Here is a 17,101-nt window from a genome sequence, read left to right as displayed (position 1 = left end):
CATTAATCCATGAGTTTGCTAAGTTTTATTGGTTCATCGTATTGATAAACGGTTTTCAACTGGCCGTAATCAGTAAGATGTAGATAACCAACGGATAGCGTATCCTCTGTTAAATGCTTGGAATTGTCAAAGCTAAATTTAATTGTTTGTTTTCCTGGTTCTAACCATTGTGCGCTTTGAGCCGTTTCGACGGGTAGAAGCTGTCCTGCACTGTTACGATTAAACAACACTGTTTGCAAAGCGTAGCGACTTGCAGTTGATACCTCTACGGTTGCCGCAAAGGTTAAGGGATTAGAGGATAGCTTTTTCAATGTGACCAAGCTTGCTGATGGAATTGAGTAGGAAAATGCGCTTCGTGCAGTACGTCGTACATGACCATCTTCCTGCTCACTGAATACCTCTGCTTCTACATACCAATTATCGCCATGTGTGTTTAACTCAGATGATAACTTAGCTTTAGCTTTAAATTCATTATGCTTTACTTTGCTCAGTTTTAAAGGAATAAATTCATCATTGGTGCCGATCAATGACACATTAACATCATCTATAGAATAATCCGTGTCATAATCTTTTAAAGAAATTGTCGCGGAAAATTCATCACCATACTGATACTGCAAGGAACTTGGCTCAATCTTTAAATAGAGCAATGAAAATTTATCAAACACATTAATCAGGTAGGAGTTTGCATCATTGGCTGTGGTAGTTTGGCTTTTAAGAATAAAGGTACCAAAGCCTAGTTCAGGCTTTAATTGGGTCATGGTTTGATGCTCTGCCACGAGTAATGATTCATCTAAATCTTCATCTTGAGAATACAGTGCGGAAGCTTCTTTTAGACTTAGATGCTGATTTTGTGGTGTTTGTAGTACTAGATTGGGCACTGATTTTTTTTGTAGAGGGGTAATTCGCACCACTGCGCCGGGAGCCCGAGTCGATATGGTGACACCCTGACTCAGCTGTTCTCGAGTAATGACTTGGTTATAGCTATAACTCTTCTGGTTGTTACTGACTTTATGTGTTAAGGGCGTCTGAGCAATAGTCCAGCTAGCACGTAACGTTTCATGAGATAACTTATTGCACTCATTACATTCATAAGCTTTAGTAGGATGCTGAGGTAATGTATATGCATGGGCTTGGGTCAAGTAAAATGCAGACATTAAAAAAAGATGGGTTGTTTTCATTGTACAGCTCCTTCTGTAGCTAAGGCACTTATAAGAATTTTATCCAGCCCAAAGCAGGCGTGTCTGCTTTGGTTATGACTTAAAGTCAAATTGTTTTCCAGACGATCTTTATCGAGAAACCAGATTTCTCCTGCTGCTTCTTGTGAGCTGCAATTTAAAAATCCATCGGAACATTTATCAAGATATAATTTAGTAATTTTTAATCCACTGTTAAGTAAGTAGCCATTGCAATAGCTGGCTGAAGATAAAGGTGAGGCCACCACATCGGTACCGATGATTGGGTTAAACGGGACGGGCAATGAGGGGCGACCCTTGGTGCCGAATAGTAATTCTTCGTTATATATACGCATATCACCGATGCGTTGCTGTTTGATGGCATCGCCATGGAAGCCTAAAATCCAGGACAAGCTGGAGCTGATAACATGACCACTTAATACCAAGTCCGCAAGGGGTGTGCCTTTGCTTGATGGGGCTAAAGCAACTACTTTTCCAATGTGTTTTTTTAGCTCCATATAACGCCTACTGTATGTGGGATTTGATAAAATCCAGCGCAATACATTTCCCCCATTAGAATGAGTATAAACTGTAAGCGTGCTGATGTTTTTATCGTGTATGAACTTTAATAATTGATCCACAGTACATTCGCCAGCTGTTTCATCCCACATGTAGTTACTGTAATTACAATGTATGACGACATAGTTTTCAGGATTTGCTAATCCTTGAGTGACGCTATCAATAAAATCGACTTTCCAATAACTTCCATAGGCATCTGCACGATGATCTCCGGTACCATGTACAAAGGCAAGGCCTGGATTATCCTTAGCTTGAATTAATGTTGAAAATATAGCTAATAAAAAAGCAATTAAAACACGTCTAAAGTCCATTTTTGTCATGCCTCAATATTCGATTGAACCTGTATCTATAGCATAAATTTTAATGATAAACTAATGTTTTAAGCCCAGATTTAACCATTTTTATAACGGTGTGTAAAACACTGTCATTACGCGTATTAGCGAAGCATCTTCCAGCGAATTTCCGCGTTTTTAGGGTGTGGGCGGTTAGGCAAATTTTTCTTATTTAAAGAACGGATATTTTATGAGTATTAACGAAATAGCAGGGCAAATTAACGAACTAAAAGAGAAGATTCGGCAATATGATTATCATTATTATGTGCTCGATGAACCTCTAGTCCCTGATATAGAATACGACCGTTGCTTTCGTACCTTACAAGATTTAGAAACTCACTATCCGCAATTGCTTACTGCAGACTCCCCCACGCAGCGTGTTGGAGGGGCTCCTGCTGACGCTTTTATGCCGGTGTCTCACCGACAACCAATGTTGTCTCTTTCTAACGTGTTTACTGATGATGAATTACAGGCTTTTGTAAAACGAGTCACGGACAAACTGGATGAACCCAATCAACAGCTAGTATTTGTTTGTGAGCCTAAACTGGATGGTTTAGCAGTTAATCTCACTTATGAACATGGGATTTTGGTTTCTGCGGCAACCCGAGGAGATGGTGCTACTGGTGAAAATATTACTGCCAATATTAAAACGATCGCTTCTGTTCCTTTAAAATTGCGGACGGATAACCCTCCGCCTTTCATTGAAATTCGTGGCGAAGTCTACATGCCCAAGGCCGGTTTTGCAGAATACAATAAAAAAGCGCAAATGCAGGGGGAAAAAGTTTTTGCCAATCCCCGTAATGCAGCAGCTGGAAGTTTACGTCAATTAAACCCGGCCGTTACAGCACATCGGCCATTGGCAATTTATTGTTATGGCATTGGTGCGTGTGAGGGTTATAAGCTTCCAGATACCCATTGGCAGCAATTAGAGTTGTTGAAAGAATTGGGCTTTCGCGTTTCGTCTGAAACTTTGCGTGTAAATGGGATGTCTGGTTGTTTGGATTATTATCATAGCATACTGGCAAAACGGGAGCAGTTGCCTTTTGAAATTGATGGCGTTGTCTACAAAATTGACAGCATCCGTTTGCAACAACAATTAGGCTTTATTTCACGAGCGCCTCGTTTTGCTTGCGCCCATAAATTCCCCGCATCTGAGGAAATGACTGTGTTGCTGGCTGTTGATTTTCAGGTAGGGCGCACTGGGGCATTAACCCCAGTTGCACGCTTAGAACCGGTTAATGTGGCAGGTGTAAGGGTGAGTAATGCTACCTTACACAATATGGACGAGATTGCCAGAAAAGACATTCGTATTGGCGATACGGTAATCATTCGTCGTGCTGGAGATGTGATTCCAGAGGTGGTTTCGGTGGTTAAGGAGCGTCGCCCTGAGCATACACAACTGATTCACTTACCGGAAAAATGCCCAGTTTGTGGTTCTGATGTGGTACGTGAAGAAGGGGAGGCGGTGGCACGCTGTGTAGGTGGTTTATTTTGTAAAGCACAATTAAAACGGATGATGTGGCATTTTGCTTCGCGTAAAGCAATGTACATTGAGGGCTTAGGTTCTGTATTAATCGATCAATTGGTTGATGAGGGTTATATTCGTCATTTATCGGATCTTTATGAGTTAGATGCTGCCACCTTGGAGAATCTGCCACGTATGGGCGCCAAATCAGCACATAATTTATTACAGGCTTTGGAAGAGAGTAAAAAAACCAGTTTTAATCGCTTTTTATACGCCTTAGGTATTCGCGAGATTGGCGAGGCAAGTGCTCGCGTTTTGGCGGAGCATTTTGGCGACATTCCTTCAATTGCTGCTGCCACTGAAGAAGAGTTAATGAGTTTAAATGATATTGGTCCTGTAGGTGCATCCTATGTGGTGCATTTTTTTGCTCAAGAACATAATTTGCAAATCATTAAGCGTTTATTGGAGCTAGGAATCCATTGGCCAGCAGTTGAGAAAAAGCAAATTAATCAGGAAAATCCTTTTTTCGGTAAAACAGTGGTTTTAACTGGAACGTTAAGTACTATGGGGCGAGAAGAGGCGAAAGCAAAATTATTGGCGTTGGGTGCGAAGGTTAGTGGTAGTGTATCTGCTAAGACGAATTATGTGGTTGCAGGGACTGAAGCAGGGTCTAAGTTGGATAAGGCAAATAGTTTGGGCGTTGCGGTTTTGGATGAGGAGCAGTTTTTGAGCTTGCTTGCCGGTTTATAAGGTATTTTTGCAAGGATGAGTAGGTTGGTGCCATAGCCCAACGTTGAGTTGGGCTATGGTGAGCTGCTTTGTTCCGTAATGGGCTTAACCTACCTTTATAAATATAATTCATCGCCACAATTCGTTTAAAAATAAGGATGTACCATGACACTAAGAACAGGATTGTTCCTAATACTGATGCTAAACAGCATCAATCTAACCCATGCTAGCTCCTGGGTTTTTAACAATCCTTACCCCCAAAGCCAAGCAAATGAACTTATTTTTTACGCCTCTTTCGGCGAGCAACCAAAAACTTTAGATCCAGCATTATCCTATTCATTAAACGAATACTTATTTATCTCGCAAATTTATGAGCCTTTACTCGAATATGATTATCTACTCCGCCCCTATCAGTTAATTCCCTACACCGCAGCTCAATTCCCACAAACTAGATATTTGGATGCCCACGGTAAACCGTTGGCCGAAAAAAGCCAAACAGCAGCTGCATATACTGTATATACCCTACACATTAATAAAGGCATTTATTATCAACCTCATCCTGCATTAGCACGAGCCCAAGATGGTCATTACTTATATCATCATTTAGCACCGGATTATTTAGATGAGCATCGCATTAATCAGTTATCCGATTTTAAACATGTCGGCACGCGCGAGCTAATTGTTGATGATTACATTTATCAAATTAAACGTTTGGCTAATCCTGCTGTCAGTTCTCCCATTTATGGATTAATGAGTGGATACATCGTTGGTTTTAAAGAGTATGGGAAAACACTTCCCGGATTAAATGCTTATACCGATTTACGAAAGTATCCTTTGGCAGGGCTAAAAAAGCTGGATGATTATACTTTTGAGATCACCTTGAAAGGTCAATATATGCAGTTTCTATTTTGGCTGGCTATGCCTTTTTTCGTCCCCATTCCTTGGGAGGCTGATGTATTTTATTCCCAACCTGGAATGAGTGATAAAAACATTTCCTTAAGTTGGTATCCCATAGGCACAGGGCCTTTCATGCTGACCACCAATAATCCTAATAGCAGCATGATCTTGGAACGCAACCCTAATTTTCATCCGCAATTTTTTCCAACAGTAGGTTCGGATGAAGATAAAAAAGCTGGATTTTTGCGTCATGCAGGAGAGCGATTGCCCTTAATCAATAAAATTGTATTTACTTTAGAAAAAGAAACTATCCCACGATGGAATAAGTTTTTACAAGGTTATTATGATGATTCCACCATCAGTTCAGACAGCTTTGATCAGGCAATACATATTAATAAACACGGAAATGCAACCCTCACTCCAGAAATGCGTCAGAAGCATGTGTACCTAACACAAACACAAGAACCTAGCGTGTACTATCTGGGATTTAACATGTTAGATAGTGTGGTTGGGGGCGCAAGCGAACGGGCGCGTAAATTAAGACAAGCAATTTCTATTGCGGTAAATGACGATGAGCGCATTGCTATTTTTTATAATGGGCGAGGGAATGCTGCTCAAGGTCCTATTCCTCCTGGTATTTTTGGTTCTCGAGAGGGGAAGGCCGGCATTAATCACTATGTTTTTGAATGGAAAAATAACGAGGCTGTTCGACGCTCAGTAAGTGATGCACAAAAATTAATGACTGAGGCAGGCTATCCTGGAGGGATTGATCCGCAAACTGGTAAGGCACTCATTCTCCATTACGATACCATGAGTACCGGAGGACCAGGAGATAAAGCCATGCTGGATTGGATGCGCAAACAATTTGCCAGTATTGGTATTGATTTGAATGTACGAGCAACATTGTATAATCGATTCCAAGAAAAAATGCGCGCAGGTAATGCTCAAATATTTAGTTGGGGCTGGGTTGCGGATTATCCCGATCCGGAAAATTTCCTATTTCAACTCTACGGGGCTAATGGAAAGGTAAAGCATGGCGGTGAAAATGCGGCTAATTATCAAAATCCTGAATTTGATCGCTTATTTGATCAGATGAAAAATCGTAAAAACGATGCAATAAGACAGCAGATTATTGACAGCATGTTGGAAATCGTTCGCCGGGATGCGCCTTGGTCTTGGGGGTATAACACTGAGAATTTTATTCTATCCCACAATTGGGTTTCCCCGACGAAACATAACACCATTGCTTTAGGTACTTTAAAATATGTAGCGATTGATGTGCCAGAACGTAATCGTTTACGACTTGAGTGGAATCAACCCATTTTTTGGCCTTTAGGTTTATTACTCGTTGTAATTCTGGCTTTAGTTTTTCCCCTATTTATTGCCTATGGAAAGAAAGAAAAACAGCCTGCTAAGAGGATTAATCTGTCATGATGAAGTATTTAATACGACGATTTTTTTATGCAATCCCTATCTTGTTTGGTATTAATGTACTCACTTTTATTTTATTTTTTATGGTAAATACCCCAGATGATATTGCTCGTATGCATTTGGGTCAAAAACATGTACAACAGCAAGTTATTGACGATTGGAAAGCGACACATGGCTATGATTTACCCTTGTTTTATAATGAGCAGAAAACAGGATTAGAGAAGCTCGAAGCGACTTTATTTTTCCAAAAATCGATGCGCTTATTTACTTTCGATTTTGGGATGTCGGATGCCGGCCGTGATATCAGTCAAGATATTACCTTCAGGATGTGGCCCAGTTTAGCTATTGCCATACCGGTTTTATTTCTTGATGTGCTTAGCAATATTGTATTAGCTATGTCTATGGCATTTTTTCGTGGTACTTATCTTGATTTAACTGGGGTGATTTTTTGTATTATTTTAATGTCCATTTCCAGTTTATTTTACATTATCGGTGGTCAATACCTGTTTGGAAAATTACTGCGTCTGGTACCTATTTCAGGCTACGATGGGGGTGTGGAAGCATTTAAGTTCATTATTCTTCCTGTGGTAGTGGCGGTGCTGGGAAGTTTAGGGGCTGGGGGTCGTTGGTATCGGACTTTGTTTTTAGAAGAAATGCATAAGGATTATGTGAAAACGGCGCGAGCTAAAGGCTTAACTGAGCGCAAAATCATGTTTAAGCATGTGCTAAAAAATGCAATGCTGCCGATTCTAACTGGGGTTGTGGTTATTATTCCTTCGCTGTTCATGGGAAGTTTAGTTTTGGAATCCTTTTTTGGTATCCCTGGTTTAGGTAGTTATATTATTGATGCGATCCAACAACAAGATTTTGCGATTGTTCGTGCCATGGTATTTTTGGGCTCGATTATGTATATCATCGGTTTGGTCTTAACTGATTTTTCATATATGTTGGTCGATCCCCGGGTTAAGTTGTCGTGATTATTAATGATAAGCCCATACTCCTGAAGTACCGAGGTTGGTTTGCGATTGCAGTAGCCGACTTACGAGGAACGGTTGATGATAATAGAGAATAAAAAATGACATTTGAATTTTTATGGACCGATAAATGTTTTCTCATCCTACTGATATTGGGAACACTTACTATTTTATTGAGTCTACGCAAACAACACATCCGACGTTCTTTTACGATGATCCTTCATCGTCCTATTGCCGTTAGCGCAGGAATTATTCTTTTAGCATTTATGACTATAGGCGTATTAGACTCAATTCATTTTCAACCTAATAACCAGTCCAACGCCACCATATCCGTTCTGGATAAACTCTTATCGCCAATTGATGAAATTAATGAAAAGACCTATTCAGCCCCCTTAGCTTTATACCAATTTGTTACAGATACCATGCTTGTTAATGGCGTTGTCACTCAGTTTTTTCCACGTTTAAATTATCCTGCTAAATGGGTGAGCACTGAGGCAGAAAAGGTACTGGTTATTAAAAGCAAGGCTTGGTATTCGCTGCAATGGGGGGGGGGAGTTGGCCTAGTGTTTTCCGGTATGCTCATCCTTTATCGTTACTTGCGTGGTATCAGGCCATGGTGGCATTTCAATTCCACAAATCTTAGTGTGGTACTTACGCTAAGCATCCTTACTTTTTTTATTGTTTATGGTTATCAGCTCTCTCGTGTTTTCCATGTTTTAGGAACAGGACAAATTGGCCAAGATATTTTTTATTTTACCATTAAAAGTATTCGCACCGGTTTAATCATTGGTTTATTAACCACACTCTTTATGCTGCCTTTGGCCTTATTCTTAGGTGTGGTTGCCGGATATTTTGGTGGCCTAGTTGACGACATTATTCAATATGTTTATACCACGTTAAGCTCTATTCCCGGAGTGTTGTTAATTACCGCGTCGGTTTTGTCATTACAAACCTACATTGCTAATCATCCCGAGCAATTTCCTACTTTGGCACAAAGTGCGGATGCTCGCTTACTCGCTTTATGCCTGATTTTAGGGGTAACCAGTTGGACTAGTTTATGCCGTCTTTTACGAGCTGAAGCCTTGAAATTACGCGAGGTTGATTATGTTTTGGCGGCACGAGCTTTAGGCTCTAATTGGTTTACCATTTTGCGCAAACATTTATTGCCTAATGTAATGCACATCGTAGTGATTACGCTTGTTCTTGATTTTAGTTTCTTAGTAATGGCAGAAGCGTTGTTATCCTACGTGGGCGTTGGTGTTTCACCTATGACCATTAGTTGGGGGAATATGATTAACAGTGCCAGACTGGAGTTAGCCCGAGATCCAGTGGTGTGGTGGCCTATGCTAGCAGCCTTTATATTTATGTTTTTGTTGGTTCTTGCAATTAACTTATTTGCTGATGCAGTGAGAGACGCTTTTGATCCCCGGCAATAATTACGTTAGAATCGACCCAGATTAAAACCGGCGATTGAGTTTATTCTTCTATGCAACAACGTTTCGTTCACCTGCGCGTTCACACGGAATTTTCATTAGTTGATGGTCTTGTGCGAATTAAGCCATTAATGAAGGCATTACCCTCACGGGGGATGTGCGCCGTTGCGATTACCGATCATTGCAATTTATTTGCCGCAGTAAAATTATACAAGTATGCATTAGATTCAGGTATCAAACCGATTATCGGGAGCGACCTTCCTTGTCATGATCCTCTACAACCAGAGCGGATTTCGTCTTTAGTGCTGTTATGCCTTAATGCAGAAGGCTATAAAAATTTGACTTGCCTAGTTTCTAAAGCATACCAAGAGGGGCAGCATCAAGGACTACCACGTGTTCAGAATAAATGGGTTGAAGAGTACTCTGCAGGCTTAATTGCCCTGTCCGGGGGTAAGTTTGGTGACATAGGTCAAGCTTTATTGGCTAATGATTTAGAATTAGCGAAAAACCGTGCCCTACATTGGAAAAATTTTTTCCCTAATCGTTTTTATTTAGAAATCCAACGCACGGGTAGACCGGATGAAACTCAATACAATGAGCAATTGATCGCTTTAGCCGATGAATTGCAATTGCCGCTGGTCGCAACTAACGATGTACGCTTTATTGATGCCGAAGACTTTGATGCCCATGAAGCACGTGTTTGTATTCACGATGGCTACACCTTAGCGGATCCTCGTCGTAGCAAGCAATATAGTGCCCAACAGTACTTGCGTACAGCAGATGAAATGGAGGCTTTATTTGCCGATTTGCCTTCTGCTATTCAAAATACCGTAGAAATTAGTAAGCGTTGTACGGTAAAACTGGACTTAGGGAACAGCTACCTACCCAATTTCCCTATTCCAGAAGGCTCTACGGTTGAGAATTATTTATCGCATCTATCCCAAGTCGGTTTAGAGGAGCGTTTAGCACAAATATTTAAAAACAAATCTGCAGAAGAGCTGGCTGCTGCACGTGACGAATATGACAAGCGTTTGCAAATTGAGCTTGATGTAATTAACAACATGGGATTCCCCGGCTATTTCTTAATCGTTGCTGATTTTATTCAATGGGCCAAGCTCAATGGTGTTCCCGTAGGCCCTGGAAGGGGATCGGGTGCAGGCTCTTTAGTTGCGTATGCATTAAAAATTACTGATCTTGATCCTTTAGAATATGAATTGCTCTTTGAGCGTTTTTTGAACCCCGAGCGGGTTTCCATGCCTGACTTTGATATTGACTTCTGTATGGAAGGACGCGATCGGGTCATTGACTATGTGGCGGAAAAATACGGCCGCCAAAGTGTGTCTCAGATTATTACTTTTGGTACCATGGCCGCAAAAGCGGTGGTGCGCGATGTAGGACGGGTCTTAGGCCATCCCTATGGTTTTGTGGATAAATTAGCCAAACTAATTCCTTTTGAAATAGGAATCACCCTAAGTAAGGCGATGGAGCAGGAGCCAGAGTTAGAGCGTCGTTATCAAGAGGAAGAAGAGGTTAAGGAGCTAATTGATTTAGCACTTAAACTGGAAGGGATCACCCGTAATGCTGGAAAGCATGCGGGGGGGGTGGTTATTGCCCCTTCTTTGCTTACTGATTTTACCGCAATTTATTGTGAAGAGGGCTCAACGCAAATTGTGAGCCAGTTCGATAAGGATGATGTTGAAGCCGCAGGTTTGGTGAAGTTTGACTTTTTGGGTTTAAGAACACTAACCATTATTGATTGGGCTTTAGCTACCGTAAATAAGCAAAATCAAAAGAATGGTTTGCCTACAATTGATATCAGCCAAATTCCTACGGATGATGAAGCTACTTTTGATTTACTCAAAGCCTGTAAAACAACCGCCGTATTCCAGCTAGAATCTCGCGGAATGAAGGAGTTGATTGGTCGTTTACAACCCGACTGTTTTGAAGACATCATTGCGTTGGTGGCCTTATTCCGACCCGGACCTTTGCAATCGGGAATGGTGGACGACTTTATTGACCGCAAACATGGGCGTGCGGCGGTTGATTATCCCCATCCTGATTTGGAACCTATTTTGAAACCTACCTATGGGGTTATTTTATATCAAGAGCAGGTGATGCAGATTGCCCAGGTTCTTGCGAATTACTCCTTAGGCGCGGCAGATTTATTACGTCGCGCGATGGGTAAAAAGAAACCCGAAGAGATGGCCAAGCAGCGGGAAATTTTTACCGAAGGTGCCACCGCACGAGGGGTCGATGAAAAAGTCGCAACCTATATCTTTGATTTGATGGAAAAATTTGCTGGCTATGGTTTCAATAAGTCACATTCCGCTGCATATGCTTTAGTTGCGTACCAAACAGCCTGGCTTAAAGCTCATTACCCTGCAGCCTTTATGGCTGCTGTAATGTCTTCGGATATGGATAACACCGATAAAGTAGTAACCTTTATCGATGAATGCGCACATATGAAATTAACTGTGTTGCCTCCATTAGTTAATCAATCGATGTATCACTTTACGGTGATTGATGACAGTACCATCGTCTATGGTCTTGGTGCGATCAAAGGGGTAGGAGAGAATGCTATTGATTGCATTACTCAGGAGCGTGCAGTTCAAGGCCCCTATACCGATTTATACAGTTTTTGCCAGCGGTTGGATTTACGTAAAGTAAATCGTCGGGTACTTGAGGCTTTGATTAAAAGTGGTGCTTTTGATGTGTGGGACGTTGAGCGAGCGGTGCTGACTGCGTCATTGGAAAAAGCACTAAAAGTTGCTGAAAAAGAACATCAAAATCAATCCAGCGGGCAGTTCGATTTATTTTCTCTATTAGAAGATGATGCCAGTAACCAAGAATATGTAGAGTGCAAGCCTTGGTCTGAAGCGCAGCGGCTGGATGGTGAGCGAGAGGTATTGGGCTTTTATTTAACTGGACATCCGGCAGATCAATATCGCCGTGAGTTTGTGGATTTTATTGTTCCCATAAGCCAATTAAACCCTTCCGTTCACAAAAAAGCAGTGATTTGTGCTCAAGTCTCAGGTATTCGTAAGATCATTACCAAACGTGGTAAAAAATTGGTAATCATTGGTATGGATGATTCAACCTCGAGGATGGATGTTGTGGTCTTTGGTGAAGTCTTTGAATCGTTTACTTCACCTCTGGCTTCAGGGGATATGCTCGTAGTTGAAGGAGAGGTTGCCCACGATGATTTTAGTGGGGGAGTTAAAATGACGGCCTCATTTTTGTATAATGTCTCCTCAGCACGATCAAGATTTGCCCGTTGCCTGGAATTGCGTTTAAAATCAGAGCACCAGGGTCTGTTGCCCTCAATTCAAACTATATTAAAAAGCCATTCCGGTGGTTGTGCTGTCCAATTTGCTTACACCAATGAGCATGCAAAGGCACAATTAAGCTTAGCAAAACAGTGGTATGTTGAACCGAGTGATGAATTATTAGGGCTTTTAATCAACCTACTTGGCGAAGAACGTGTATTAATGAAGTATTAAAAGATTTATTTTGGAGTTTAAAATGTCTAAAAATGTAATTTATCCTACCCTGGTAACTGAATACGGTATGTTTGGCTCTACTAAGCTCCGTTTTAACGCGCTGTTAAGTCCCATTCAATCTCGTGATTACAAGCATTCAGATTTTTTAATTTATGCAGGTCGCCCCATCATGGATCTAATTGCGGTCCCATCTTTTCTGCTTGATGCGGTAATTTCTGCATTTAATTGTGTCTCTTCGGTGATTGCAGCGGGGCAACTTTGGTCTAGTAGTGTTTCTCCAAGAGGGCTTCAGAGCGATGCCCCTCTATCAAGAGCTAGGACACGATGGGAACATTCGAAGGAATATTTTTACAACTGCGTGTCTGCGCTCGTTGCGGCCATCATTAATCCGTTGCTGAGCATCATCGGTTTATTTACACGCCCTGTGGCGAGCGTTGTTCATATGGTAGCTGATCTTTGTGCTGATAGTGCAAACTATAAATTCCGTTAAGTGATAATTGAAACCTGGGTGCTTGCAACCAGGTTTCCTTAACGACAAATAAGATTACATCAACGTTACACTATATCTAAATGCCTAGTAATTCTATCTTCTTTTAATCCTTGCTTAAAATCATTCATGACTTTATTGGCTGCAAAAAAAACTCCAGTACACGCTCCAAGGAGGGAGGCATAGGATGGAATTGCTTCATCAATGGTTGGCGTTACTTGGTTAAATTGCGGCGAGCGTGAAAAATGCAAATATTTTTCTTCTTCAGCCGCATAGTCCCCATTTGGGTCGATGACTTGATGATTAATCTGCGCATAATTATTCCATGATTCTTTAAAAAGATAACTGGAACTCCAGCCTAAGGCGGCACCAGCAATCGAATAGAGCGAAATAGTTAATACGGCTTTGGGTGCGTAACGTGCTGCAAAAAGTAAATCACTGATTAAATCTGGAGAGCTAGTATTTGATGTGGGCATATCGAATAAAACAAAAATAAATAGTGTTCATATACTGCGCTAAATTTAATTTTTAGTCAATGTGTTTCCATTAAGCAATATTCGATGTTTATTTTGCCACAGAGATGATTTTCTGTGGCAATTGGATTGTTCCTCTTTTATATCAACCCAGTAATAATTTATCTAATTTTGCGGCACAAATAAAATCATTATGACTTAAACCATCTAAGGCATGGGTCATAAAGCTTACATGGCAATAGTTATAACCCACTTCTAAATCAGGATGATGGTTTTCAATGTTTGCTATCCAGGCAAGCGCATTTACAAAAGCCATTGTTTCGTAAAAATCTTTAAAGGATAACTCACGGCGAATAATGCGGTTATCCGCGCTAACTTGCCATTGCTTATTTAATTGAGGCAGTAAATTGTTAACTTGCTCTGCGGTCAATGCAGCCCCAATTCCTTCACATGATTCACAATGTTTACTGCTTAAATCACTCATTTCGACTCCTTTTAACGATAGTAACTTTTTAGTGCTTCAAGAAAGCGAGCATTTTGTTCTTGAGTTCCAATAGTTACTCGGATGTAATTATTCATTCTATAGGGATGAAGCGGTCGAACAATGATACCTTTGTCTAAAAGATAATTATAGAGTGACATCCCATCTTCCTTACAGTTAAAGGTAAAGAAATTACAGGCTGAAGGCAGGTATTCTAGATCTAAGTCTTCAAAACCCGCACGCATTTGTTCCATTCCTTCTGCATTAGTTTTCAAACTTAGTTGGAGGAACTCTTGATCATCCAAAGCTGCGTGTGCAGCAGTTAATGCTGCTTGATTGACGGTAAATGGGAGTTGTACTCGTTGCATGATGTCGATAATTGAGGGATGGGCCAGCGCATAACCTAAACGTAATCCGGCTAAGCCATAGATTTTAGAAAAAGTGCGGGTAATGATGAGGTTAGGGTGTTTGGCTAACCAATCGATACTGTTGTTATTATAATGTGATGCTGCAAACTCATAGTAGGCTTCATCAATCACTAATAGGGTGCTTGCAGGAATGCTATTAAGCAGATGCTGTATTTCTTGTTGATTAATGAGTACCCCAGTCGGATTATTGGGATTGGCTAAGAAAATAATGCCTGTTTTCGGAGTACAGGCTTCAATAATTGCAGTGATATTGACGTGCCAGTCATCATTTATCGCAACAGAATGGACAGGGATGTTTAATGTCTGTGCCTGAATAGCATAAGTGCTGAATGCATAATCATGAACAAGGATGTGCTTATCATGATGTAACACGAATGAATTTAACAGAATGGTATAGATGTAATCGGAGCCATTGCTAACAAAAATTTGATTTGTGTTTACTTGATGCTTTTGTGCTAATTTAGGTATTAATGGGTGATTTGCAGGGGAGGGATACATTGCCAGTGTATGAGGCGACATATCACGAAAGGCTTTTAAAGCCTTAGGGCTACATCCCAAAGGGTTTTCGTTGCTGGCTAATTTAATAATATCACTAATTCCTTTTTCACGAGCCAGTTCTTCAATGGATTTTCCTGGTTTATAAGGTACTAATGAACGTATTCCTGCATGTGGTACTTCTTGATAATTAACTACCATAAAACATTCCTTGCTAAGTAATTGATTTCATATTACCTAAGGCAATGCTTTCTGTCACGAAGCAAACAGTTTTATTCGCGAGTAAATGATTCAGGTAAATTAGGCTGCGCTTTTTCAGGAGGTTACATAGGGACGATAATTGAAATTTTTTTTCATCATTAGCAACCATAATGCCTTTCCCTTCTGTGCTTAAACGAATAAATGATTTTTTTTTACGGGGAGGTAAAGCGTTGGAATTGTTCATTTTCAATTTAGAGGCAAGATAGAGTCCTATAGGACCAGCACCAATAATGACTAGTTTGTTTGTCAAAAAAGATTATATTGAAACAAAAGCGAGCATTCTAGGGGAGAAAGGTTAAGTCAATATTATGCCCCAGGTAGTATCTGCTTGAATTTTAATGATTAGAACGCTATTCTGCGCAGGTAACCAACCTCAGGAATTATGGAATATGAATCAGCAAAAGGGATTTTCCCTTGTCGAAGTGCTGGCATCGCTTTTGCTCGTGACAATGGTTGCTTTATCCTTATTGCAACAGCAATGGCAAAGCAGACAATTGCTCAAACAATTAATCTGGCAGGAACAAAGTTCTCAGTTTTTGGATCAAATTGAGGAAGCCTCATTTGCTCATCTGCAACAACTTCCTGCTCCGCCGCCATTCTATCAGCTACAGATTGAACATAATGCTCAGGGTACTCGTGTATTGCGTGTAGATCATCTTGCCAAACCCAATGTTCTGACTCGTCATCATATGAAATTGGCAGGTTCCGCATGAAGAAACAGGCGGGAATTAGCTTATCGGAAGTATTAATCGGCCTGTTTCTTTCAAGTCTTCTAATGACAATGCTAATGCAACTTTATAGCCAAAGTAAACAGGGATATATTGAGATGGAAACCATGCTCGCAACCCACTTTGATTTACGCTGGGTGAGTGATTTATTGAGTGACAGCATTCGTCGTGCGGGTTTTACCCCCTGCTTGGGTCTCGAGCAGTTAAAACTTAAAAAGCAAGGAGCGCTGGTCCATAGCGTGCACATCGAAAATGGGCCGCGGTATTTACTGCAGATTAATCGCATGCATGAGCAGTTTGCCGAAGTAGTCAGTATACAGAATACAAGGCAGATTCTGGTACCTCATGCCACCTCATTTAATAAAAAACGCCCCTTAATCATTGCGGATTGCGACCATGCAGAAATACAACAAAGCTTCACGATGAAGCCCCATGCAAAGGGTGTCTTAATTATCTTAGATAAACCCTTGCAGTTTAAGTATACGAGGACTGTTTATGTGGGGGAATACTGGGAGGAGCGATGGTTTATTAAGAAAAATACTCAAGGAAAACCCGCTTTATTTTATCAACTGGGCCAGCCAGAGGAGGTGACTCCATTAATCCAATCATTGCATAGCCGTCGCCAACGCAGGCATGGGACTGTGTTTATGCATTTAGCATTAGGGCTTACGGAGGGGAGTACGCACAATGTTATGGTTACGGTCCGTGGCTCATGAAACGACACCAAAAAGGGTTTATTTTTCTAATAGTCTTACTTATTACAGCAGTAATAAGTTTGTTGGTAGCAAGCTCGATGCACCACCTATTGTTATATCTCAAAGTAACCAATCATCAAGAGGTGTTGCATCAGCGTTTTTATCAGTTAGAGGCTGTAGCACTCCAATTGGTTCAACAGAAACCTTTTACTTTAGGCTGTATACGCCATCAAGACTCAGCAAATCATGCGTTGAACAGGCTGTTGCAGCATCAAGGCTGCTCTTTTAATGATGGGGAGTTGACTTACCAATATTTTATCGAGGACTTAGGCTCCTTTGATTGTTTAGTGGTTTATGAGCAAGGGCAAAAACGATCAAGCCATCATCTACGGGTTTCTATTGCCTTAATGGAGGAGGGGAGGCCTGTTTCTTTTTTGCAAATTCGTTATATTAATTCACGTACCCTAGTTAATTGTGAGGGCAATGAACGTCTAGTTCGCTTGGGAATGAGCAGTTGGCGCTATTTGGGATCCATATAGGT

At 40.9% G+C, this 17,101-nt stretch carries 15 protein-coding genes; 9 read left to right on the top strand and 6 right to left on the bottom strand.

Annotated features, from left to right (window positions below; all coding sequences use genetic code 11):
• Window positions 1-2 precede the first annotated feature (2 nt).
• Window positions 3-1,178: a DUF4785 domain-containing protein gene (locus E1P08_RS03760; RefSeq protein ID WP_133135659.1), complete on the bottom strand. Its 1,176-nt coding sequence runs from the start codon at window positions 1,176-1,178 to the stop codon at window positions 3-5.
• Window positions 1,175-2,062 carry a hypothetical protein gene (locus E1P08_RS03755; RefSeq protein WP_133135658.1) on the bottom strand — a complete coding sequence of 296 codons (888 nt, stop codon included), beginning with the start codon at window positions 2,060-2,062 and terminating at the stop codon, window positions 1,175-1,177. The genes E1P08_RS03760 and E1P08_RS03755 overlap by 4 nt, the downstream gene beginning before the upstream one ends.
• A 211-nt stretch (window positions 2,063-2,273) precedes the next feature.
• Between E1P08_RS03755 and ligA the strand changes: the two genes are divergently transcribed.
• From ligA to E1P08_RS03725, 6 genes are all read left to right on the top strand, one after another.
• Entirely contained in the window at window positions 2,274-4,298 is a 2,025-nt protein-coding gene (gene ligA / locus E1P08_RS03750) for an NAD-dependent DNA ligase LigA (protein WP_133135657.1), read from the top strand.
• Between the two features lie 144 nt (window positions 4,299-4,442).
• Window positions 4,443-6,608, top strand: coding sequence for an ABC transporter substrate-binding protein (locus tag E1P08_RS03745; protein ID WP_242602360.1), 2,166 nt, complete (start codon window positions 4,443-4,445; stop codon window positions 6,606-6,608).
• Window positions 6,605-7,582 carry an ABC transporter permease gene (locus E1P08_RS03740; protein ID WP_133135656.1) on the top strand — a complete coding sequence of 326 codons (978 nt, stop codon included), beginning with the start codon at window positions 6,605-6,607 and terminating at the stop codon, window positions 7,580-7,582. Before E1P08_RS03745 ends, E1P08_RS03740 begins: the two co-directional genes overlap by 4 nt.
• Window positions 7,583-7,680: 98 nt before the next feature.
• Window positions 7,681-9,015 carry an ABC transporter permease gene (locus E1P08_RS03735; protein WP_133135655.1) on the top strand — a complete coding sequence of 445 codons (1,335 nt, stop codon included), beginning with the start codon at window positions 7,681-7,683 and terminating at the stop codon, window positions 9,013-9,015.
• A 50-nt stretch (window positions 9,016-9,065) separates the two neighbouring features.
• Window positions 9,066-12,512 (top strand): DNA polymerase III subunit alpha, encoded by a 3,447-nt coding sequence (gene dnaE, locus E1P08_RS03730; protein ID WP_133135654.1) that lies wholly within the window; start codon window positions 9,066-9,068, stop codon window positions 12,510-12,512.
• Between the two features lie 22 nt (window positions 12,513-12,534).
• A complete protein-coding gene (locus tag E1P08_RS03725) occupies window positions 12,535-13,002 on the top strand; it encodes a hypothetical protein (protein WP_133135653.1) in 468 nt (155 codons plus the stop codon).
• Window positions 13,003-13,067: 65 nt separating this feature from the next.
• Here the strand turns inward: E1P08_RS03725 and E1P08_RS03720 are convergent, their stop codons facing one another.
• The 4 genes from E1P08_RS03720 to E1P08_RS03705 all read right to left on the bottom strand — a co-directional run bounded on the left by E1P08_RS03720 (window position 13,068) and on the right by E1P08_RS03705 (window position 15,387).
• The gene (locus E1P08_RS03720; protein ID WP_133135652.1) at window positions 13,068-13,475 is read right to left on the bottom strand and encodes a hypothetical protein; all 408 of its coding nucleotides are present in this window, start codon (window positions 13,473-13,475) and stop codon (window positions 13,068-13,070) included.
• 142 nt (window positions 13,476-13,617) lie between these two features.
• Window positions 13,618-13,956: a 4a-hydroxytetrahydrobiopterin dehydratase gene (locus tag E1P08_RS03715; RefSeq protein WP_133135651.1), complete on the bottom strand. Its 339-nt coding sequence runs from the start codon at window positions 13,954-13,956 to the stop codon at window positions 13,618-13,620.
• 11 nt (window positions 13,957-13,967) lie between these two features.
• Complete coding sequence (gene hisC / locus E1P08_RS03710) at window positions 13,968-15,077, bottom strand: histidinol-phosphate transaminase (RefSeq protein ID WP_133135650.1); 1,110 nt, start codon at window positions 15,075-15,077, stop codon at window positions 13,968-13,970.
• Between the two features lie 13 nt (window positions 15,078-15,090).
• On the bottom strand, window positions 15,091-15,387 hold the full coding sequence (locus E1P08_RS03705; RefSeq protein ID WP_133135649.1) for a hypothetical protein: 297 nt from the start codon (window positions 15,385-15,387) through the stop codon (window positions 15,091-15,093).
• Window positions 15,388-15,526: 139 nt separating this feature from the next.
• Between E1P08_RS03705 and E1P08_RS03700 the strand changes: the two genes are divergently transcribed.
• Genes E1P08_RS03700 through E1P08_RS03690 form a run of 3 tightly spaced genes read left to right on the top strand, consistent with a single transcriptional unit; the run spans window position 15,527 to window position 17,099 of the window.
• Window positions 15,527-15,850, top strand: a complete 324-nt coding sequence (locus E1P08_RS03700) for a PilW family protein (RefSeq protein WP_133135648.1) — start codon at window positions 15,527-15,529, stop codon at window positions 15,848-15,850.
• Window positions 15,847-16,581 (top strand): PilW family protein, encoded by a 735-nt coding sequence (locus tag E1P08_RS03695; protein WP_133135647.1) that lies wholly within the window; start codon window positions 15,847-15,849, stop codon window positions 16,579-16,581. Before E1P08_RS03700 ends, E1P08_RS03695 begins: the two co-directional genes overlap by 4 nt.
• Window positions 16,578-17,099 (top strand): type II secretion system protein, encoded by a 522-nt coding sequence (locus tag E1P08_RS03690; protein WP_133135646.1) that lies wholly within the window; start codon window positions 16,578-16,580, stop codon window positions 17,097-17,099. Before E1P08_RS03695 ends, E1P08_RS03690 begins: the two co-directional genes overlap by 4 nt.
• Window positions 17,100-17,101: the final 2 nt, after the last annotated feature.

It is taken from the genome of Legionella rowbothamii, from assembly GCF_900639985.1.
Lineage (GTDB): Bacteria > Pseudomonadota > Gammaproteobacteria > Legionellales > Legionellaceae > Legionella > Legionella rowbothamii.
This window is presented reverse-complemented; position numbering and strand designations above follow the sequence as displayed.